General features: G+C 66.5%; 26 protein-coding genes and 1 tRNA gene. 4 read left to right on the top strand and 23 right to left on the bottom strand.

Annotated elements, in window-relative coordinates; translation table 11 throughout:
• Positions 1 to 32: 32 nt before the first annotated feature.
• Entirely contained in the window at positions 33 to 182 is a 150-nt protein-coding gene (locus PGN12_08775) for a hypothetical protein (protein MEH3103987.1), read from the top strand.
• Positions 183 to 233: 51 nt separating this feature from the next.
• Here the strand turns inward: PGN12_08775 and hslU are convergent, their stop codons facing one another.
• Together hslU and hslV are read right to left on the bottom strand one after the other, a co-directional pair.
• On the bottom strand, positions 234 to 1,535 hold the full coding sequence (gene hslU / locus PGN12_08770; GenBank protein ID MEH3103986.1) for an ATP-dependent protease ATPase subunit HslU: 1,302 nt from the start codon (positions 1,533 to 1,535) through the stop codon (positions 234 to 236).
• Positions 1,536 to 1,734: 199 nt separating this feature from the next.
• A complete protein-coding gene (hslV, locus tag PGN12_08765) occupies positions 1,735 to 2,301 on the bottom strand; it encodes an ATP-dependent protease subunit HslV (protein ID MEH3103985.1) in 567 nt (188 codons plus the stop codon).
• A gap of 116 nt (positions 2,302 to 2,417) precedes the next feature.
• Between hslV and PGN12_08760 the strand changes: the two genes are divergently transcribed.
• Positions 2,418 to 2,606, top strand: a complete 189-nt coding sequence (locus PGN12_08760; GenBank protein ID MEH3103984.1) for a hypothetical protein — start codon at positions 2,418 to 2,420, stop codon at positions 2,604 to 2,606.
• A 127-nt stretch (positions 2,607 to 2,733) separates the two neighbouring features.
• Here PGN12_08760 and PGN12_08755 read toward each other — a convergent pair whose 3' ends face one another.
• The 5 genes from PGN12_08755 to folE form a co-directional block, all read right to left on the bottom strand.
• Positions 2,734 to 3,141 carry a 3TM-type holin gene (locus PGN12_08755; protein MEH3103983.1) on the bottom strand — a complete coding sequence of 136 codons (408 nt, stop codon included), beginning with the start codon at positions 3,139 to 3,141 and terminating at the stop codon, positions 2,734 to 2,736.
• A gap of 2 nt (positions 3,142 to 3,143) precedes the next feature.
• The gene (locus tag PGN12_08750) at positions 3,144 to 3,692 is read right to left on the bottom strand and encodes a hypothetical protein (protein MEH3103982.1); all 549 of its coding nucleotides are present in this window, start codon (positions 3,690 to 3,692) and stop codon (positions 3,144 to 3,146) included.
• A 169-nt stretch (positions 3,693 to 3,861) separates the two neighbouring features.
• Positions 3,862 to 4,212 carry a dihydroneopterin aldolase gene (locus tag PGN12_08745; protein ID MEH3103981.1) on the bottom strand — a complete coding sequence of 117 codons (351 nt, stop codon included), beginning with the start codon at positions 4,210 to 4,212 and terminating at the stop codon, positions 3,862 to 3,864.
• Positions 4,205 to 4,933 carry an SDR family oxidoreductase gene (locus PGN12_08740; GenBank protein ID MEH3103980.1) on the bottom strand — a complete coding sequence of 243 codons (729 nt, stop codon included), beginning with the start codon at positions 4,931 to 4,933 and terminating at the stop codon, positions 4,205 to 4,207. The genes PGN12_08745 and PGN12_08740 overlap by 8 nt, the downstream gene beginning before the upstream one ends.
• 5 nt (positions 4,934 to 4,938) lie before the next feature.
• A complete protein-coding gene (gene folE, locus PGN12_08735; protein MEH3103979.1) occupies positions 4,939 to 5,568 on the bottom strand; it encodes a GTP cyclohydrolase I FolE in 630 nt (209 codons plus the stop codon).
• 99 nt (positions 5,569 to 5,667) lie between these two features.
• Between folE and PGN12_08730 the strand changes: the two genes are divergently transcribed.
• Together PGN12_08730 and PGN12_08725 are read left to right on the top strand one after the other, a co-directional pair.
• The gene (locus tag PGN12_08730; GenBank protein MEH3103978.1) at positions 5,668 to 5,874 is read left to right on the top strand and encodes a DUF2945 domain-containing protein; all 207 of its coding nucleotides are present in this window, start codon (positions 5,668 to 5,670) and stop codon (positions 5,872 to 5,874) included.
• Positions 5,875 to 5,920: 46 nt separating this feature from the next.
• Positions 5,921 to 6,181 carry an SWIB/MDM2 domain-containing protein gene (locus PGN12_08725; GenBank protein ID MEH3103977.1) on the top strand — a complete coding sequence of 87 codons (261 nt, stop codon included), beginning with the start codon at positions 5,921 to 5,923 and terminating at the stop codon, positions 6,179 to 6,181.
• Positions 6,182 to 6,318: 137 nt separating this feature from the next.
• On the opposite strand, the gene pncB is transcribed toward PGN12_08725, so the two are convergent.
• The 16 genes from pncB to secY all read right to left on the bottom strand — a co-directional run bounded on the left by pncB (position 6,319) and on the right by secY (position 19,098).
• On the bottom strand, positions 6,319 to 7,623 hold the full coding sequence (gene pncB / locus PGN12_08720) for a nicotinate phosphoribosyltransferase (protein MEH3103976.1): 1,305 nt from the start codon (positions 7,621 to 7,623) through the stop codon (positions 6,319 to 6,321).
• A 2-nt stretch (positions 7,624 to 7,625) separates the two neighbouring features.
• Positions 7,626 to 8,909 (bottom strand): Hsp70 family protein, encoded by a 1,284-nt coding sequence (locus tag PGN12_08715; GenBank protein ID MEH3103975.1) that lies wholly within the window; start codon positions 8,907 to 8,909, stop codon positions 7,626 to 7,628.
• 20 nt (positions 8,910 to 8,929) lie between these two features.
• Positions 8,930 to 9,006 (bottom strand) — tRNA-Arg (locus tag PGN12_08710).
• A 51-nt stretch (positions 9,007 to 9,057) separates the two neighbouring features.
• Positions 9,058 to 9,405: an ArsC family reductase gene (locus PGN12_08705; protein ID MEH3103974.1), complete on the bottom strand. Its 348-nt coding sequence runs from the start codon at positions 9,403 to 9,405 to the stop codon at positions 9,058 to 9,060.
• Between the two features lie 36 nt (positions 9,406 to 9,441).
• A complete protein-coding gene (locus tag PGN12_08700; protein ID MEH3103973.1) occupies positions 9,442 to 9,669 on the bottom strand; it encodes a hypothetical protein in 228 nt (75 codons plus the stop codon).
• Between the two features lie 101 nt (positions 9,670 to 9,770).
• Positions 9,771 to 10,340, bottom strand: coding sequence for a hypothetical protein (locus tag PGN12_08695; protein MEH3103972.1), 570 nt, complete (start codon positions 10,338 to 10,340; stop codon positions 9,771 to 9,773).
• 421 nt (positions 10,341 to 10,761) lie between these two features.
• A complete protein-coding gene (gene guaA / locus PGN12_08690; protein MEH3103971.1) occupies positions 10,762 to 12,315 on the bottom strand; it encodes a glutamine-hydrolyzing GMP synthase in 1,554 nt (517 codons plus the stop codon).
• A 143-nt stretch (positions 12,316 to 12,458) separates the two neighbouring features.
• Positions 12,459 to 13,238 (bottom strand): type I methionyl aminopeptidase, encoded by a 780-nt coding sequence (gene map, locus PGN12_08685; GenBank protein MEH3103970.1) that lies wholly within the window; start codon positions 13,236 to 13,238, stop codon positions 12,459 to 12,461.
• A gap of 5 nt (positions 13,239 to 13,243) precedes the next feature.
• Complete coding sequence (locus PGN12_08680) at positions 13,244 to 13,438, bottom strand: ParD-like family protein (GenBank protein MEH3103969.1); 195 nt, start codon at positions 13,436 to 13,438, stop codon at positions 13,244 to 13,246.
• A gap of 255 nt (positions 13,439 to 13,693) precedes the next feature.
• Entirely contained in the window at positions 13,694 to 14,119 is a 426-nt protein-coding gene (gene rplQ / locus PGN12_08675) for a 50S ribosomal protein L17 (protein ID MEH3103968.1), read from the bottom strand.
• A gap of 259 nt (positions 14,120 to 14,378) precedes the next feature.
• Complete coding sequence (locus PGN12_08670; GenBank protein ID MEH3103967.1) at positions 14,379 to 15,443, bottom strand: DNA-directed RNA polymerase subunit alpha; 1,065 nt, start codon at positions 15,441 to 15,443, stop codon at positions 14,379 to 14,381.
• A 94-nt stretch (positions 15,444 to 15,537) separates the two neighbouring features.
• Positions 15,538 to 15,927, bottom strand: a complete 390-nt coding sequence (gene rpsK / locus PGN12_08665) for a 30S ribosomal protein S11 (GenBank protein ID MEH3103966.1) — start codon at positions 15,925 to 15,927, stop codon at positions 15,538 to 15,540.
• Positions 15,928 to 16,009: 82 nt separating this feature from the next.
• Positions 16,010 to 16,378: a 30S ribosomal protein S13 gene (gene rpsM / locus PGN12_08660; GenBank protein MEH3103965.1), complete on the bottom strand. Its 369-nt coding sequence runs from the start codon at positions 16,376 to 16,378 to the stop codon at positions 16,010 to 16,012.
• Between the two features lie 165 nt (positions 16,379 to 16,543).
• On the bottom strand, positions 16,544 to 16,810 hold the full coding sequence (locus PGN12_08655) for a hypothetical protein (GenBank protein ID MEH3103964.1): 267 nt from the start codon (positions 16,808 to 16,810) through the stop codon (positions 16,544 to 16,546).
• A gap of 241 nt (positions 16,811 to 17,051) precedes the next feature.
• Complete coding sequence (locus PGN12_08650) at positions 17,052 to 17,708, bottom strand: adenylate kinase (GenBank protein ID MEH3103963.1); 657 nt, start codon at positions 17,706 to 17,708, stop codon at positions 17,052 to 17,054.
• Positions 17,709 to 17,751: 43 nt separating this feature from the next.
• Positions 17,752 to 19,098 carry a preprotein translocase subunit SecY gene (gene secY / locus PGN12_08645; GenBank protein ID MEH3103962.1) on the bottom strand — a complete coding sequence of 449 codons (1,347 nt, stop codon included), beginning with the start codon at positions 19,096 to 19,098 and terminating at the stop codon, positions 17,752 to 17,754.
• Between the last annotated feature and the right edge of the window lie 35 nt (positions 19,099 to 19,133).

Genomic DNA, 19,133 nt, shown 5'->3' with positions numbered 1-19,133 from the left:
CGCCGGTTGGTGGCCGACACGGGAGAGCGATCATGACCGATGAAATTGTCCGCGAGGAATTGAGCAAGGGTCCGACCTTCGATCGCAAGGCGAAGCGCCCGATCAAGGGCGGGCTGATCTATCTCGGGTTCCTGCTGGTCGCGTTGGTGCTGATCCTGTTCTACGCCGGCGATCTGATCTGACGTTGGTGCGCTACGGCGACTCTCCACAAGATCAAGTGCCGCACCGGCGGCCTACAACACGAAGCGGCTGAGGTCGGAGTTGCGCGCCACGCTCGACAATTGCGCCTCGACATAAGCGGCGTCGACCGTCACCGCGGCACCCTGACGATCCTCTGCGTCGAAACTGACCTCCTCGAGCAGCTTTTCCATGACGGTCTGGAGCCGGCGCGCGCCGATATTTTCTATCTCGCCGTTCACCTCCGCCGCGATCCGCGCGATCGCGCGGATGCCGTCGTCGGTGAAGTCGACCGCGACGCCCTCGGTGGCGATCAACGCCTTGTACTGCGCGGGCAGCGACGCCTTGGTGTCCGACAGGATCGCGACGAAATCGTCCTCGGTCAGCCCCTTCAGCTCGACGCGGATCGGCAGACGACCCTGAAGCTCGGGCAACAGGTCGCTCGGCTTGGCGACGTGGAACGCGCCCGAGGCGATGAACAGGATATGGTCGGTCTTCATCGGGCCGTATTTGGTCGAAACGGTCGTGCCCTCGATCAGCGGCAGCAGGTCACGCTGGACGCCCTCGCGGCTGACCGAGCCGCCACGCACGTCGCTGACCGCGATCTTGTCGATCTCGTCGAGGAAGACGATGCCATTCTCCTCGGCGTCCTGCAGCGCGATGCGGCTGACCTCGTCCTGATCGAGCCGCTTGTCGGCCTCTTCCTCGACCAGCTTCTCCCAGGCGGCCGGAACGAGCAGCTTGCGGCGCTGCTTGGGGCCGCCGCCGAACGCCTTGCCCATCATCTCCGACAGGTTGATCATGCCCATCGAGCCCTGCCCGCCGGGCAGCTCGAACGGCATCTGCGGGGCCTGTTGCAGCTCCAGCTCGACCTCCTTGTCGGCGAGATGGCCGTCGCGGAAGCGCTGGCGGAAGCTTTCGCGGGTCGCCTGGCTGGCGTCCTTGCCGACCAAAGCGTCGAGCAAACGGTCCATCGCCGCGGCCTCGGCCTTGTCCTTCACCGCGACGCGGCGACGTTCCTTCTCCAGCCGCACCGCTTCCTCGACCAGATCGCGCGCGATCTGCTCGACGTCGCGGCCGACATAGCCGACCTCGGTGAACTTGGTCGCCTCGACCTTCACGAACGGCGCGTCGGCCAGCTTGGCCAAGCGGCGGCTGATCTCGGTCTTGCCGCAGCCGGTCGGCCCGATCATCAGGATGTTCTTGGGCGTCACCTCGTCGCGCAGATCGGGCGACAGCTGCTGGCGGCGCCAGCGATTGCGCAGCGCGACGGCGACCGCGCGCTTGGCGTCCTGCTGCCCGATGATGTGCGCGTCGAGCGCAGCGACGATCGCCTTGGGGGTGAGATTATCGTTCATGGTTTTTCAAAGCCTTGCCCGGCGAATGTTGTGAATGTTGAGACGCTGACGGGGTGAACCGTCGCTCCTGCGGAGGCAGGAGCCTATGGCTGTGGCGTGCTGCGGGTGGGCTGACAGAGGAGCGTTGTTCGTGTGTCAGCTCGCTCGCGTGACGTGACAGACATGGGCCCCTGCCTGCGCAGGGGCGACGGCTTCAGGATCACGTCGTGCTGTCCAGCGTCTCGATCGTGACGCGGTCGTTGGTGTAGACGCAGACCTCGGCGGCGATCTTCATCGCCTTGCGGCACAAGACCTCGGCGTCGTTTTCATATTCGACCAAGGCGCGCGCGGCGGCGAGCGCGTAATTGCCGCCCGAGCCGATCGCCGCCACCCCAGCCTCCGGTTCCAGCACGTCGCCGTTGCCGGTGAGGATCAGCGTCACTTCCTTGTCGGCGACGATTATCATCGCCTCGAGATTGCGCAGGAACTTGTCGGTGCGCCAGTCCTTGGCCAGCTCGACCGCGGCGCGCATCAGATGATAGCCGTGCCGCTCCAGCTTGGCCTCCAGCCGCTCGAACAAGGTGAAGGCGTCGGCGGTCGCGCCCGCGAAGCCGGCGATCACCTTGCCGTCACCGAGCGTACGGACCTTGCGCGCGTTCGGCTTCATCACGGTCTGCCCCATGGAGACCTGACCGTCGCCGATGACGACGACCTTGCCGCCGCGCCGTACCGAAAGGATGGTGGTGCCATGCCATACCGGCATGGAATGTGGATCGTTCCCATTCATAGACCCCGAATTTGGGGCGCGCCGGTGTCCCAGGCAAGGGCAATGAAAGTTTGCACGTCGGCGATGGTATCGTCACGTCGAAGCGACCATATGACGCGCGGAGAGTGAGTGCGTCGATGATTACCGACAGAGACCGATTGTATTTTCAGACGCGGGCCGAAGCCGAATTGCGGCTCGCCGCGGAAGCCGAGGATCCGGTGGTGTGCCAGGCGCATTACGCGATGGCGACCGAATATCTGGAGCAGGCGCACGGCGCGAACATGCGGCTGCCGCCCGATCCGCAGCGGCTGGCGCGGTCGGGGTGAGGAAGGCGGAGCCACTTCAGTCCGTCACCCCGGGCTCGACCCGGGGCCCCGCTTTTTGCCATGGACGACGGAGAAAAGCGGGACCCCGGATCAAGTCCGGGGTGACGGGAGGAGGTGACGGCTGTGGCTATTTCGCCTTGGTCTTCCCCCATTCGCGCGCGACGGTGTAGCCGAGGTAACCGGTCGCGAAGAGCGTATAGAGCGGCTCGGGCAGGCCCGAGAGATAGGCGTTCATCGCCTGCGCGATCGCCGCGGCCGCCGGCGGGCGGACCGCCGCGATCAGCCCCATCGGGATGCTCCACAGCAGCAGCGCGTACATGACGTAGAGGAAGCCCGGCCGCGCGCGGCTCGTCCACGGATCGGTCGCCTGCGCCTCGGCGAGGATCGCGGCGATCTGCGTCTTGACGCGCTCCAGCTCCTGCGTGCCTTCCAGCCGCAGCAGCTCGCGCTGCGCCGCCTCGCGTGCGCGCGGATCGGGGATCAGCTTGTCGAGCAGGCCGGCGACCGGCGCGATGATCGTATCGACGACCGCCATCCTCAGCGCTCCCCGCCGCCGACGCGGTTGGCGAGCCAGCCGTAAAGGAACGCTTCGTTGGCGGGGCGATGCTCGGCGAGCGACAGATAGCGTTCGCCCTGTAACGCCTCGACCGCGCGGATCAGCACCGCCTCGGCCGTCGATCCGCGCGTCGCGAGGAAGCGGGTGAGCGCGTCGAGCGTCTGCGCGCCGATCCGGCCGTCACAGGCGAGGTCGGGATAGTCGCGCCCGCCGCGGTTGAGCGCGGTGAGCGCGCGTTGCAGGAAGGTCGCGGCGACCGCCGGCCCCATGTTGACCGCGGTGTCGAACAATTCGGCGGCGAGCCGCGGCGCGTGCGCGGCGACGCGGTCCAGGCCGGGCGCGGTCCAGTAGAGGCGGCGGTAGATCGCCACCGCGGCGGGGCGCGCGAAATGCCGCATGTCGCCGGTGTAGCCGCTGGCGCGCGCGACCGCCTCGGTGATGCCGAAGCGCGTGGCGCCGCCGCGGTCGGCGGGATTGTTCACGAACCCGCCCTCGCGGTCGATCACCGCGTCGATGAGGTCGTCGATCATGGGGGACGTTCTCCTTGGTTGCAGTGAGAACGTATCAGGAACGATGTTGTGTAGGACAGGGCGCCATCCCGTCATTCCCGCGAAGGCGAGAATCCAGACGCGCAGGTCTGTCGAAAGAAGCGTAGGCGTCAGAGGTTCTGGATTCCCGCCTTCGCGGGAATGACGATAATTAGCGTCCCCGCACGATCTCGCAGCCGACGCGAGCGTCGGGGTAGACGTCGGGTTTCATGGAGCGGACGCGCACCTCCCGCACGCGCGGATCGGCGAGGCAGAAGGCGGTGATGCGCTCGACCAGCGTCTCCTGCAACGCGAAGCCGTCGCCCGCCGCCAGCGCGTGGATGCCGTCGCGGATCGTGTCGTAATCGAGCACCTCGGCGATCGTGTCGGCGTCGGGTGTTCGCGGATAGTCGACCGTCAGCCGCACCGACACCAGCACGCGCTGCGGCGCTGCCTCGTGCGGGTGGATGCCGAGCCGCATCTGCACCGCGAGATCGTCGAGGATGATCGTATAGTCAGCCATGATCGGTTCCGAACATCACGTCGCGCGCGCTCTTCACGAAGCGCTGGCCGCAATCGACGAATACGTTCTGGCCGGTGACGCTACGTGCCTCCAGCAGCCACACGACGGCGTCGGCGACCGCGTCCGCGCCGACCGGGTGCTGCAAAAGATTGGCGCGTGCGACCGCGTCGAATTCGGCATCGGTTTGATCGCCGCTCGGCAGCGTCAGCCCCGGTGACACGGCGTTGACGCGGACGCGCGGGGCGAACGCCTGTGCCATCAACACCGTCGCCTGCGCGAGCGCGGCCTTCGTCAGCGTATAGCTGTAGAAATCGGGATTGGGGTTGGCGAGCTTCTGGTCGAGCAGATTGACGACCGCGCCATCGCGTCCCTGCCCCGCCAGCGCGGCCGCGAGAAGCGACGGCGCGCCGACGTTGACGGCTTGAAGTCGCGCGGCGAGCGTCGCGTCGGGGGCGGAAGGCGCGTCATACTCAAAGAGTGAGGCGCTGTTGACCAGCCCGTCGACCGGACCGCCTTCACACGCGCGAACGAACAGCTCGGGGACGTCGGCGAGGTCGGACAAGTCGCCCTGCACCGCCGCTCCGCCCAGTTCGGCGGCGAGCGCCTCGGCTTCTGCCTGCGAGGACCCGTAGTGGATCACCGGCACGTGCCCCGCCGCCGCGACCGCGCGTGCGATCGCCGCCCCGAGCCGCTTCGCGCCGCCGGTCACCAGCACCCGCATCGCGGTCAGGCGAGCCCCATCAGCGACAGCACTTCCTTGCGGCTGCGATCGTCGTCGCGGAACACGCCCATCATCCGGCTGGTCACCATGTTGACGCCGGAGGTACGGACCCCGCGCGCGGTCATGCACGCATGGCTCGCCTCGATCACCACCGCGACGCCGAGCGGCTTGAGCCCGTTCCAGATGCAGTCGGCGACTTCGGCGGTCAGCCGCTCCTGCACCTGTAACCGTCGCGCATAACCGTGCAGCACGCGCGCCAGCTTCGAGATGCCGACGACATGGTTGCGCGGCAAATAGGCGATATGCGCCTTGCCGATGATCGGCGCCATGTGATGTTCGCAATGCGACTGGAACGGAATGTCCTTCAGCAGCACGATCTCGTCATAGCCGCCGACCTCCTCGAACACGCGCGACAGATGCACGCCCGGATCCTCGCCGTAACCGGCGCAATATTCCTTCCATGCGCGCGCGACGCGCTTCGGCGTGTCGACCAGCCCTTCGCGCGCCGGATCGTCGCCGGCCCAGCGCAGCAGGGTGCGCACCGCCTCTGCGACGTGATCGGGCACCGCGATCTTGCCGTCTTCCGCCACCAGATCGCCGTCGTCGGGCGTCGCCTGACCCTTGTCGTCCATCATGTCCTCGTTCGTATCGACCCCGGCTGTAGCATGAATTGATCCAGCGCAACCTGTCATGTCCTCCGTGGGTTGCATCCTCCGCAACGAAGGAGACGGACGATGGCGGACAATCTGAAGAAGGGCGACGACGTGACTTGGAAGTCGCACGGCGGCACCGCACACGGCACGGTGGAGAAGAAGCTGACGTCCGAAACCTCGATCAAAGGCCACAAGGTCAAGGCGTCGAAGGACGACCCGCAATATCTGGTGGAGAGTGACAATGGCGGAAAGGCGGCGCACAAGCCCGCTGCGCTGAAAAAGGCGTGACGCTGCGCAAGGCCCTCAGCGGGCCGGCGCGAATGGAAGGATAACAATGGCTACCACCCCCAAGACCGGCGGCATCCATGCGCCCGTTCAGCCTTCGGCTGAGCTGGGCGCGGTCGTCGGCAACGAGAAGCTGCCGCGCAGCCAGGTCATCAGCAAGGTTTGGGACTATATCAAGTCGAACAACCTGCAGAACCCGGAGAACAAGCGCGAGATCCTCGCCGACGACAAGCTGAAGAAGGTGTTCGGCAAGGACAAGGTGACGATGTTCGAGATGAACAAATATATCTCGCAGCACGTCAAGGCCTGAGGCTTTTCGACTGACACTGCGCGCCGCCGGTCGTGATCGGCGGCGCGTTTTTCATCACGACGTTCGCCCTGAGCTTGTCGAAGGGCGTGTTGCCGGGCACGTGCTTCGACAGGCTCAGCACGAACGGGGTGGGATTTCTACACCGCCACCGGCACCGCGGCGCGCGCTTCGTCGCCGAACACGCGGAGGTAGCGGGCGATTTCGTCGGGCGTGCCGGTCGCCTTGGCGGGATTGTCGGACAGTTTGACCGCCGGGCGCCCGTCGGCGCTCACCACCTTGCAGACCAGCGAGATCGGCTCCAGCCCGGTCGCGTCATCCGGGTCGCAGCCGCGGAAGTCGTTGGTGAGGTTGGTGCCCCAGCCGAAGCTCATCCGCACCCGGCCGTGGAAATGGCGATAGGTGGCCGCGATCGACTCCGTGTCCATGCCGTCGGAGAAGATCAGCAGTTTCTCGCACGGATCGCGGCCATGCGCCTGCCACCACGCGATGATCCGCTCGCCGGCCGCGATCGGCGGCGCGCTGTCGGGGCGGAAGCCGGTCCAGTCCGCCACCCAGTCGGGCGCGTCGCGCAGGAAGGCGGCGGTGCCGAACGCATCGGGCAGCGCGATCAGCAGATTGCCACCATAGGCCTGCCGCCATTCGTCGAGCACCTGATACGGCGCCTGCGCAAGCGCGACATCGTCGGGCGCGAGCGCGGCGGCGACCATCGGCAGTTCGTGCGCGTTGGTGCCGATCGCCTCCAGATCGTGGTCCATCGCCAGCAGCACGTTCGACGTGCCGATGAAACGCTTGCCCAGCCCTTCCTTGAGCGCCTCGACGCACCAGCGCTGCCACAGGAAGCCGTGGCGGCGGCGGGTGCCGAAGTCCGACAGCGCGAGGTCGGGCAGGTCCTGCAACCGCTCGACCTTCTCCCACAATTTCGCCTTGGCGCGCGCGTAAAGGACGTCGAGCGTGAAGCGGCCCTTGCCGCGCAGCGCAGCGCGCGCGCGCAATTCGTTGACGATCGCGAGCGCGGGGATCTCCCACATCGTCGTGCACATCCAGGGCCCGTCGAAATGCAGCTCGAGCTGGCCGTCGACGGTGCGCAGCTCATAGTCGGGCAGGCGAAAGTCGGCGAGCCATGCGAGGAAATCGGGCCCGAACATCCGTGCCTCGCCATAGAAGCTGTTGCCCGCCAGCCAGATCAGCTCCTTCTTGGTGAAGCGCAGCCCCCGCGCGTGGTCGAGCTGCGCGCGCAACTCGCCCTCGTCGATCACCTCGGCGAGCCGGACGCTGTGCGTGCGGTTGATGAGCGCGAAGGTGGCGTGCGTGGTTGGATGCCGCCGCCAGATCAGTTGCAGCATCAGCAGCTTGTAGAAATCGGTGTCGAGCAGGCTGCGCACGATCGGGTCGAGCCGCCAGCCGTGATCCCAGGTGCGCGTCGCGATGTCGGTATAGACCATCGTCACGCCTCCCAGGGCGTGATGTCGGGCTCGGCGCCGATCAGCGCGAGGCCGTGCGCGATCGAGGTCAGCTCGCCGCCGGTCGCGATCCGCGCCGCGCCGAAACGGCGGTCGAAGATCGCGCGGATCGCCGGGATCAGCGACGAACCGCCGGTCAGGAACACGCGGTCGATCGCCCCCGCCTCCACCCCGCCGCGCGCCAGTGCCGCGTCGAGCGCCGCCTCGATGCGGACGAGATCGTCGGCGATCCAGCGCTCGAAATCGGCGCGGGTCACGTCGGCGGCGATGCGGATCCCGCCGCCCTCGAACGCGAATTCGGCATGGTCGGCGCCCGACAGCGCGCGCTTGAGCTTGCCGACCGCGTCGTAGAGCGGGAAGCCCTGCTCCTCCTCGACCAGCGCGATCATCCGCCCGATCGCCTCGGGATCGAGCGCGTCGCGTTGCAGCTTGCGCAATTCCTCGAGCGTGCGGCGGTTGCGCATCATCGCCAGCCGCGACCAGTCCGCGACGTCGTTGAAGAAGCCGCCGGGGATGTCGAGCACCTTGCCGAACGAGCGATATTGTCCGCCCTTCCCCAGAAGCGGCAGCACCAGCTGCGAGACGATCCGTTGGTCGAAGCGGTCGCCGGCGATCCCGACGCCGGTCGAGGCGAGCGGGACGCAGCGCCGCTCCGCCCCAGGTGCGGCGACGCGCACCAGCGAGAAGTCGGTCGTCCCGCCGCCGAAATCCGCAACGAGGATCGTCGCCGGCTCGATCAGCCGCGACGCGAAGCTATGCGCCGCGCCGAGCGGTTCGTAGACGTAATGCACCTCCGCACCGAATTCGCGCAGCATCAGGTCGTAGCGCTGTCGCGCCAGCGCCGCGTCGGGGCGCGCGCCGGCATATTCGACCGGCCGCCCGACGATCACGCGCGCGGGGCGGTCGTCAAGTTGCCCGCCGGCATGGCGCACCAGCTTCTGGAGCAACAGCCGGCCGAGATCCTCGAAGCGCATCTGGCGGTTGAAGATCGTCGTCCGCTCGAACAGCGGGCTGGCGGCGACGGTCTTGAACGACTGGACAAAGCGGCTGTCGAGCGGCGCCTCCAGATATTCGGCGATCGCCCACGGCCCCGCCTCGCTGGCGACGCCGTTCCAGCCCTGTTCGTCTTCCCAGAAGCATAAGGCCGAGCGGAACACCGCGCCGGTCGCTTCCTTGCCGGCGAACTCGACCAACCGCGCGTCATCGTCCTCGGCGAGCGCAACGACGGTGTTGGTGGTGCCGAAATCGAGTCCGAGCGCACGCGCCACGTCTTGCTCCGTCGCAGGTGTGGTGCCCCCGGCGAGATTCGAACTCACGGCCTGCGGTTTAGGAAACCGTCGCTCTATCCTGCTGAGCTACGGGGGCACGGGCGGATTTCCTAGGTTTCCGCACGCCTCCGGTCAACGGCGAAGCGGGTCACGCGAACAGCGCGGCGTAGCGTTCCGGCTTGAAGCCTACCTCGATTCGGTCGCCGTCGACCAGCACCGGGCGCTTGATCGTGGACGGATGCGCGATCATCAGCGCGCGCGCCTTCACGGTGTCGATGTCGGTCTTGTCGGTGTCGGGCAGCTTGCGGAAGGTGGTGCCGGCGCGGTTGAGCAGCGGCTCCCAGCCGAGCTGCGCGATCCACGTGTCGAGCGCCTGCTCGTCGACACCAGCCTTCTTATAGTCGTGGAAGGTATGCGCGATGTCGTGTTCGGCGAGCCACGTGCGCGCCTTCTTGACGGTGTCGCAATTGGGAATGCCGTAGAGGGTGACGGGCATGAGAGTCCGGTCCGTGCATGGAGGGAGGATCGCCGGCTAGCGGCGCGAGGGAGAAAGCGCGGCGAAGTTGATCTTCTCGAACCCCGCCATTTGCAACCGGTAGATCAGTCCGGCGACGCACCGCCACGGCATATCGGCTGCCTTCGTGGCGACCTGCGCCTCGCGGGTCTTCCTCACCCGGCTACGAGCAATTTCCAGCACCTCGGCGTTGTCGAAGTCACGCCCCTCGAATGTGGTGACGCACGCGCCGTCCTTCTCACGCAATGCGAGGTCAAACCGGATGCCGGCCGCGGGCGTGGCACAAGCGAGGGTCAGGCTGCATAAGGATGCGAGCGGGGGCGATGAGCGCAAGAGCCTCATGGCATTTACCGCGCCTGCGGTGCCACCAGCTGCCGCACCATGCGGATTTCCGTCCCGAACCCGGGCTTTTTCGGGGTGCTGCGGATCAGGTAGATCGCCTCCGCCGCGCCGCCGACGCCCTGCTTCTGCACACCGCTCGCCTGCGAACGGATGTCGCCGACCACGAATGTCTGCGGCGGTAGCGTCAGGAACCCGCCGCCGCTGCGTGCCTGCGCTGCGGTGAGCAGTTGCTGCCACTTGCCGTCGTCGATCACGCCATCCGTGTTGTCGATCCGCACCGCACAGGAATGGATCGGCGGCGATTCAATCGTCACGACGATCCGGCTGCTGCCCGCCGACATGACCCAGCCGCGGCCCGGATCGTCCTTCAGATAGATGCGCAACTCCTCCGGGGTCAGCGCGCGGACGCCGGGCATCCTGGCCAGCGCTGTCGCGATCCGTGCGTCATCCGGGAAAACTCGACCACAAATCATGTCGAACAGCGCCATCTGCCCCTGTCCGCGATATTGCGGTTTGTCGGGGAGCTGTTGCAGCGGCGCGGCTTGCAGCGCGAAGGACAGGAGTGCGGCGATCATCGGTCAATCCATCATGGTCGCGCCGATTGTGGCACGATCAGACGGCAGCGGTCACTAATGTTTGATCCACCCGGCCTGAACCGTTTCCCATTGTCACCCCGAGGAAGGCCAGGCCCAGTTGGGAAGGCCCGCGAAACAAGGCGCTACCTCCATCATCAGCGTCCCCCAACTGGGCCCCGGCCTTCGCCGGGGCGACGCTTCAGCTTAGATGGATCATCGTCTAGGCCGTCAGACGATTGGGCCTTTCGCCGGACGACGTGGCCTCGATCTTGTCCTGCCACGTCATCCGTTGCGGCCCAGCGGCATCGCGATGCCGAATGATGTGGCCGCGATCCCGCCCCGCGGGATCGCGGGTCCATTACGGTGCCTTTCGGCACCGAATGATGACGCCACGCCCATGCCCCGCATGGGCGTGGCGTCATCATTCCCACTCGATCGTGCCGGGCGGCTTGGAGGTATAGTCGTAGGTGACGCGGTTGACGCCCTTCACCTCGTTGATGATCCGCGTCGCGACGCGCGGCAGGAAGCCGCCGGGAAACTCAAACGCCTCGGCGGTCATGCCGTCGACCGAGGTCACTGCGCGCAACGCCAGTACGCTGTCATAGGTCCGCCCGTCGCCCATCACGCCCACCGAGCGCACCGGCAGCAGCACCGCGAACGCCTGCCAGATCGTGTCGTAGAGCCCGGCGTTGCGGATTTCCTCCAGATAGATCGCATCGACCTTGCGCAGGATGTCGCAGCGCTCGCGCGTCACCTCGCCGGGGATGCGGATCGCGAGCCCCGGCCCCGGGAACGGATGGCGGCTGACGAACACCTCGGGCAGCCCCAGCTCGCGGCCGAGCGCGCGGACCTCGTCCTTGAACAATTCGCGCAGCGGCTCGACGAGCTTCATGTTCATCCGCTCGGGCAGCCCGCCGACATTGTGATGGCTCTTGATCGTCACCGACGGACCGCCGGTGAAGCTGACGCTCTCGATCACGTCCGGATAGAGCGTGCCTTGCGCGAGGAAGTCTGCGCCGCCGATCTTCTTCGCCTCGGCCTCGAACACGTCGATGAAGGTCTTGCCGATGAACTTGCGCTTCGCCTCCGGGTCGGTGACGCCGGCCAGCCCGTCCATGAACAGGTCCTGCGCCTGAACGTGCACCAGCGGAATGTTATAGGCACCGCGGAACAGCCCGACGACCTGCTCGGCCTCGCCCTGACGCAGGATGCCGCCGTCGACGAACACGCAGGTGAGCTGCTCGCCGATCGCCTCGTGGATCAGCACCGCCGCGACCGCCGAGTCGACCCCGCCCGACAGGCCGCAGATCACACGCTTGTCGCCGACCTGCGCGCGGATCTCGGCGATCTTGACGGTGCGGAACTCCGCCATCGTCCAGTCGCCCGCCAGTCCGCAGACATGGCGCGCGAAATTGGCGATCAGCTTCGCGCCATCGGGCGTGTGGACCACCTCCGGATGGAATTGCAGCCCGTAGAAGCGGCGCGTCTCGTCGGCGGTGATCGCGAAAGGCGCGCCGGGCGACGAGGCGACGGGGGCGAAGCCGGGGGCGAGCGCCGCGACATGGTCGCCGTGGCTCATCCACACCTGATGCTTCTCGCCGGCCTGCCACAGCCCGTCGAACAACGCGCAGCCTTGGTCGACCTCGACGAACGCCAGCCCGAACTCGCCCGACATGCCCTTTTCGACCCGCCCGCCGAGCTGGGTGTTCATCACCTGCTGGCCATAGCAGATGCCGAGCACCGGCACGCCGGCGTCGAAGATCTCCTGCGGCGCACGCGGGCTATTGTCGTCGACCACCGACGCGGGGCCGCCCGACAGGATGACACCTTTGGGCTTCAGCCGCGCGAACGCCTCGGCGGCGGACTGGAAGGGCGCGACCTCGCTATAGACCCCCGCCTCGCGCACGCGACGCGCGATCAGCTGGGTCACCTGGCTGCCGAAATCGACGATGAGGATGTTGTCGGGATGCTCCATGGCGGGCCTGTAGCGGGATGGCGCGCAGGGGGAAAGAGGGCCTCTTCGCGGTCATGCCGGACTTGATCCGGCATCCGGCTTCTTACGTCCGACAGCAGGAAGAAGAAGCGGGACCCCGGATCAAGTCCGGGGCGACGAAACGGTCAGCCGCGCACGCCCTTCGGCACCGCCTCGCCGTCGCGCAGCGTCAGCACCTCGACGCCGGTCGCCGTCACTGCCACCGTATGCTCGAATTGCGCGGAGAGCTTGCCGTCGCCGGTGACGACCGTCCAGCCGTCGTCGCGCGTCGCGACCTTGCGCGTCCCCTGATTGACCATCGGCTCGACCGTGAAGGTCATGCCCTCGTGCAGCACCGGGCCGGTGCCGGGGCGTCCGTAGTTGAGCACCTCGGGCGCCTCGTGCATCTCGCGGCCGATGCCGTGGCCGCAGAAGTCGCGAACCACCGCATAGCCGTGCTGCTTGGCGTGGCGGTCGATCGCCGCGCCGACGTCGCCGAGCCGCGCGCCGGCGCGGACCTGCGCGATCCCCTTCCACATCGCCTCCTGCGCGACGCGCACCAGCCGACGCGCGGCGGGCGCGACCTCGCCGACCAGATAGGTCTTGCTCGAATCAGCGATGAAACCGTTCTTCTCCAGCGTGATGTCGAGATTGACGATGTCGCCGTCGCGGATCACGTCGGCGTCGTTCGGCACGCCGTGGCAGACGACCTGGTTGATCGAGCTGTTGAGCACGAACGCGAAATCATACTGGCCCTTGCTGGCGGGACGCGCGTGGAGTTCGTCGACGATGTAGCGCTCGACCCGGTCGTTGATCGCCAGCGTCGACTGGCCGGCGAGCGTCTCGCGATCAAGCATCGTGAACACCTGCGCGAGCAACCGGCCGGACTCGCGCATCAGCGCCAGCTCGTCGGGGGTCTTGAGGATCGCGGTCATGCGGCGGTCGCGATCGGCACGGCAGCGCACTCGCGGGCGACGATCTCGTTGAACGACAGGGTCGGGTTCGCCTCGGCGAGCATTCCGATCTTCATCCAGAATTCCGCCTGCGCATTGATCGAGCGGCACATCACCGCGCTGACGCGCCGCGCTTCCTCGTGGAGGTGATCGTCGATCTTCACAATGCCCACACAACTTCTCCACGGGGTTATTAACATACGAACCGTATATGGTGTGGATGGTGGGTTGTCACTCAATCCGTCATTCCCGCGCAGGCGGGAATCCAGAACCCATATCGTCTCGAGAGAGGCGCGACGCTCGCGCGTCTGGATTCACGCTTTTGCGGGAATGACGGTGTGGGGCGGCCGGCGCGCCACAATTCACGGCAAACGAAAAAGGCCGCCCCGTTGCCGGAGCGGCCTGTTCGTTTCAGCGCGGTCGCCCGATCAGGCGGCGGCGTCGAAATCCTCGTCGTCGCTCACGACCGGGCCAGAATCCTGCCCCTTGGCCGCGACGTCGCGATCGACGAATTCGATGATCGCCATCGGCGAGGCGTCCGATGCACGGATGCCGGCCTTGATGATGCGGGTATAGCCGCCGTTGCGGTCGGCGTAGCGCTTGGCGAGCACGTCGAACAGCTTGACCAGCTGCGCGTCGTCGAGCAGTCGGGCGTGCGCCAGACGGCGGTTCGACAGGCCGCCCTTCTTGCCGAGCGTCACCAGCTTCTCGATGTACGGACGCAGTTCCTTCGCCTTGGCGACGGTCGTGGTGATCTGCTCATGCTTGATGAGCGCGGCCGACATGTTGCGGAACAGCGCGATGCGATGTGCCGAGGTCCGCTGGAGCTTACGACCGCCTACACGATGGCGCATGATAGTCTTCCTTCTCGTTCGTCAGGGGGCCGTTCGACGGAACCCCGGGACAGGTGAGGACGGTGGCTCACCGGAAAAACCGTCGCCCTTGCGGAGGCAGGGGCCCATGTCTGGTTCGGCGCTCGGGACGCCGGTTGTTGTCGCAGGATGAGACCGGGTGGCGACGCGGCGGAGCCGCGTCGTCGGTCGGTAGCCGTTCGGCTCCCGCCGGCCGAGGTGATCGCCGCGGCGTGGATTAGCTTGCGCTAATCCACTGCGATCACCCCATAATCTCCTGCTCGAGCTTCTTGGCGACCTCCTCGATGTTCTCGGGCGGCCAGCCGGGGATTTCCATCCCAAGCCGCAGCCCCATCGACGACAGCACTTCCTTGATCTCGTTGAGCGACTTGCGGCCGAAGTTCGGCGTGCGCAGCATCTCGGCCTCGGTCTTGCCGACCAGATCGCCGATATAGATGATGTTGTCGTTCTTGAGGCAGTTCGCCGAACGGACCGACAGTTCCAGCTCGTCGACCTTCTTGAGCAGGTAACGGTTGATCTGCGCGGTGTCGCTCGGGGCCTCGCCACCCGTCGCCGCCGGCGCGGCAACGCCGATCGGCGCCGACCGCGTCACCGACGAATCGTCGAAGTGGACGAACAGCGCCAGCTGGTCCTGAAGGATGCGCCCGGCATAGCCGACCGCGTCTTCCGGGGTGACGGTGCCGTCGGTCTCGATCGTCAGCGTCAGCTTGTCGTAATCGAGGTCCTGCCCGACGCGGGTCGGGTCGACCTTGTACGACACCTGACGGACCGGCGAGTAGAGTGCGTCGACCGGGATCAGGCCGATCGGCGCATCCGCCGGGCGGTTGTTGACCGCCGCGACATAGCCCTTACCGACATCGGCGGTCAGTTCCATGTTGAACGTCGCGCCCTCGTCGAGGTGGCAGATCACCAGATCGGGGTTCATCACCTCGATATCGCCCGACACCGCAATGTCGCCTGCCTTCACCTCGGCCGGGCCGGTCGCGGACAGCTGGAGCCGCTTCGGGCCTTCGCCCTGCATCTTCAGCGCGATCTGCTTCACGTTCAGGACGATGTCGGTCACGTCCTCGCGGACGCCCGCCAGCGAGCTGAACTCGTGCAGCACGTTCTCGATCTTGATCGAGGTCACCGCCGCACCTTGCAGCGACGACAACAGCACGCGCCGCAGCGCGTTGCCGAGCGTCAGGCCAAAGCCCCGCTCCAGCGGTTCGGCGATGAACGTCGCCTTGCGCTTGCCGTCACCGCTCTTCTTTTCGAGCTGGTTGGGCTTCTTCAGTTCTTGCCAGTTCTTTGCGTTGACAGACAAGCTCTCGTCCCCTGGGGTTGGGCCGGGCGCGGGGGACGCGCACGGCCGGGTAATGAACGTGGCCGCTCGTCAGCGGCCACGCGAAGCGTGATCGTCAGACGCGACGGCGCTTGGACGGACGGACGCCGTTGTGCGGGATCGAGGTCACGTCGCGGATCGACGTGATCTGGAACCCGACCGCCTGCAGCGCGCGCAATGCCGATTCGCGGCCCGAACCCGGGCCCTTGACCTCGACCTCGATCGTGCGGACGCCGTGCTCGGCAGCCTTCTTGCCCGCGTCTTCCGCGGCGACCTGCGCCGCGTACGGGGTCGACTTACGGCTGCCCTTGAAGCCCATCATGCCGGCCGACGACCAGCTGATCGCATTGCCCTGCGCATCGGTGATGGTGATCATGGTGTTGTTGAAGCTGGCGTTCACGTGCGCGACGCCTGCGGTGATGTTCTTGCGCTCGCGCCGACGAATGCGCTGCGGTGCCTGTGCCATATGGTATTCCTGACCTTATCTTACAACGTGGCCGGGAGGCGCGAACCTGCAACCGGCCAACGGAGAGGAAGAGCGCTCGCGCTTACTTCTTCTTCCCAGCGATCGGCTTGGCCTTGCCCTTACGGGTGCGCGCGTTGGTGTGCGTGCGCTGGCCGCGGACCGGCAGACCCTTGCGGTGGCGCAGGCCGCGGTAGCAGGCCAGATCCATCAGACGCTTGATGTTCATCGCGGTTTCGCGACGAAGATCACCCTCGACCGTGTGGTCGGCGTCGATCGTCTCGCGGATCTGCAACACTTCCTGATCGCTCAGGTCCTGCACGCGACGATCGGCGGCGATGTTCAGCTTAGTGGTGATTTCCAGCGCCTTGGCCGGACCGATGCCGTGAATATAGGTCAGCGCGATCAGAACGCGCTTGTTGGTCGGGATATTGACACCCGCGATACGTGCCATGAACTTTTTCTCCTGTGCTCCACGGGATGCGGCATGGCTGCCACGCACCCCATCTCGTCGCATTGCATTTCCGCCCCGCCGCTTCCCCGAGCCATCGCCGCGAACGCGGCAAGACGGCAGACACGAACGTGCCGCCGGGATTCGGTGGGTTGGAAGGAAGAGCGGTTAGGCGGGCGGTAACGTCGTGTCAAGCGATGGGTTCCGCCGCTCGCCCTCGACCCGGCGCAGCTGAACCCAGCGCCGCAGCGCGACGACGAACCATGCCAGTTCGACCAGCCCGAACGGCCATGCGCCTTGCAGGAAGCCGTAAGCCGATCCCAGCAGGCACCCGATCGCGAACAGCAACGTCCAGAACGCCGCCCGCGCCTCCAGCGCGTAGCAGATCAGCGTCAGACTGACGGCAAAAAGTCCGAAGGCGGAAAGTGCGTCCATGCCCGGCCTTGTGGCCGAAGCGTTGAACGAGAACCACCCGCATCGCGCGAAAAAGAAAGGGCCGGCGGAGGACAGGGAACCTCCGCCGGCCATCGCCGCCCTTCGGGAGTTCAGGCGACGATCGATGCCGTCGCCTCTGGGAGAGGTGCGACGGGGCAGCGTGTTTCCGCGCTGCCGACCCGATCGTCTCTACGCGCCTTCACCCCACGATCGCCTTACGCGACCATGACATTTCCGTCACTTATTGCGCCGGCACCTTACCGAGGATCGACTCGATCGCGGCAGAGACGGCATCCATCGCCCCCATGCCGTCGACGCGCGAAACCAGCCCGCGCGCCTCGTAGATCGGAATGATCGGCGCCGTCTTGGCGCGATACTCGGTCATCCGGGTGCGGACCGTCTCCTCGTTATCGTCCGGGCGGCGCTTGAATTCGTGTGCGCCGCAGACGTCGCAGGTGCCCTCGACCTTCGGCTGCTTGAACCGGTCGTGGTAGCCCGCGCCGCAATTGCCGCAGGTGAACCGCCCGACGATCCGCTCGACGAGCGCATCCTCGTCGACTTCCAGTTCGATGACGGCATCGAGCTTCTGCCCGCGTTCGTCGAGCAGCAGGTCGAGTGCATCGGCCTGCGCGGCGGTGCGCGGATAGCCATCGAAGATTGCACCGTTCGCGGTGCCGGCGTCTAGTCGCTCGCCGATCAGCGCCGAGACGATCGCGTCGCTGACCAGCTCGCCGGCTTCCATCACCGCCTTCGCCTGCAGGCCGACCGGCGTGCCGGCCTTGACCGCAGCGCGCAGCATGTCGCCGGTCGACAGCTGCACCATCCCGTGATGCTCGACCAATCGCTGCGCCTGGGTTCCCTTGCCCGCTCCCGGCGGCCCCAGCAGAATGATGTTCACCGAACTCTCCCCTTTGCGCCCGTCCCTGCCGGGCGTCTTTGCCTCAGCGGCGGCGCGTGCCCTTCAGCTTCGCCTTCTTGATGAGATCGCCATATTGGTGCGCCAGCAGATGCGACTGGATCTGCGTCACCGTATCCATCGTCACGTTGACGACGATCAGCAGGCTGGTCCCGCCCAGATAGAAGGGGATCGACAGCGCCGACACCAGATATTCCGGCACCACGCAGATGAAGGTCAGATAGGCCGCGCCGATCACGGTGATGCGGGTCAGCACGTAATCGAAATAGCTCTCGGTGTTCTTGCCGGGGCGGATGCCCGGGATGAACCCGCCGTAGCGCTTCAGGTTCTCGGCGGTTTCCTCGGGGTTGAACACCACCGCGGTGTAGAAGAACGAGAAGAAGATGATGCCGGCGGCATAGAGCGCCATGTACACCGGCGAGCCGTGCTGGAGATACTGGTTCAGCCCGATCAGGATGTCGCCGAAGCGGCTTTCGCCCGCGACGCGATTGCCCGCGAACTGCGTGATCGTCAGCGGCAGCAGCAGCAGCGACGAAGCGAAGATCGGAGGGATCACGCCCGCGGTGTTGATCTTGAGCGGCAGGTGGCTGCGATCGGCCTGCATCCCGCGCTGCGTCTGGCGCTTGGGATATTGGATCAGGATCCGGCGCTGCGCGCGCTCCATGAAGCAGATCAGCAGGATCAGCCCGACGACGACGACCACGATCGCGATGATCGACACCGCGCTGGTCGAGCCGGAACGGCCACCTTCCAGAAGGTTGAGCAGCGTCGTCGGCAGATGCGCGACGATGCCGGCCATGATGATCAGCGACACGCCATTGCCGATGCCGCGGCTGGTGATCTGCTCACCCAGCCACATCAGGAACATCGTTCCGCCGATCAGCGAGATCACCGCCCCGACGCGGAACAGCATCCCCGGCTCGATCACCGCGCCGCCGGCCTCCAGCCCGCGCGCGATGAAATAGCCCTGCACCGCGGTCAGGCCGACGGTGCCGTAGCGGGTGTACTGGTTGAGCTTCTTGCGCCCCGATTCGCCTTCCTTCTTGATCGCGGCGAGCTGCGGGCTCAGCGAGGTCGCGAGCTGCACGACGATCGACGCCGTGATGTACGGCATCACGCCCAGCGCGATCAGCGACGCGCGCGACAGCGAGCCGCCCGAGAAAGTGTTGAAGAAGTCGAGCACGCCGCCCTTCATCCGCTCGGCCAGCACGCCGAGCTGCGTCGGGTCGATCCCCGGCAGCGGAACGTAGCTGAGCAGACGGAAGACGATCAGCGCGCCGATCGTGAACCACAGTCGCTTCTTGAGGTCGGTAGCCTGCGAGAATTTCGCGAGGCTGATGCTCTGCGCCATCTGGTCGGCTGCGGATGCCATCGTGTCGGTGTATCCTGGAAACGAAGAACGGCGGG

The sequence above is a fragment of the Sphingomonas phyllosphaerae genome, assembly GCA_036946405.1.
GTDB lineage: Bacteria > Pseudomonadota > Alphaproteobacteria > Sphingomonadales > Sphingomonadaceae > Sphingomonas > Sphingomonas phyllosphaerae_D.
The sequence above is the reverse complement of the archived record's forward strand: the minus strand, read 5'-3'. Positions and strand labels throughout refer to the sequence as shown.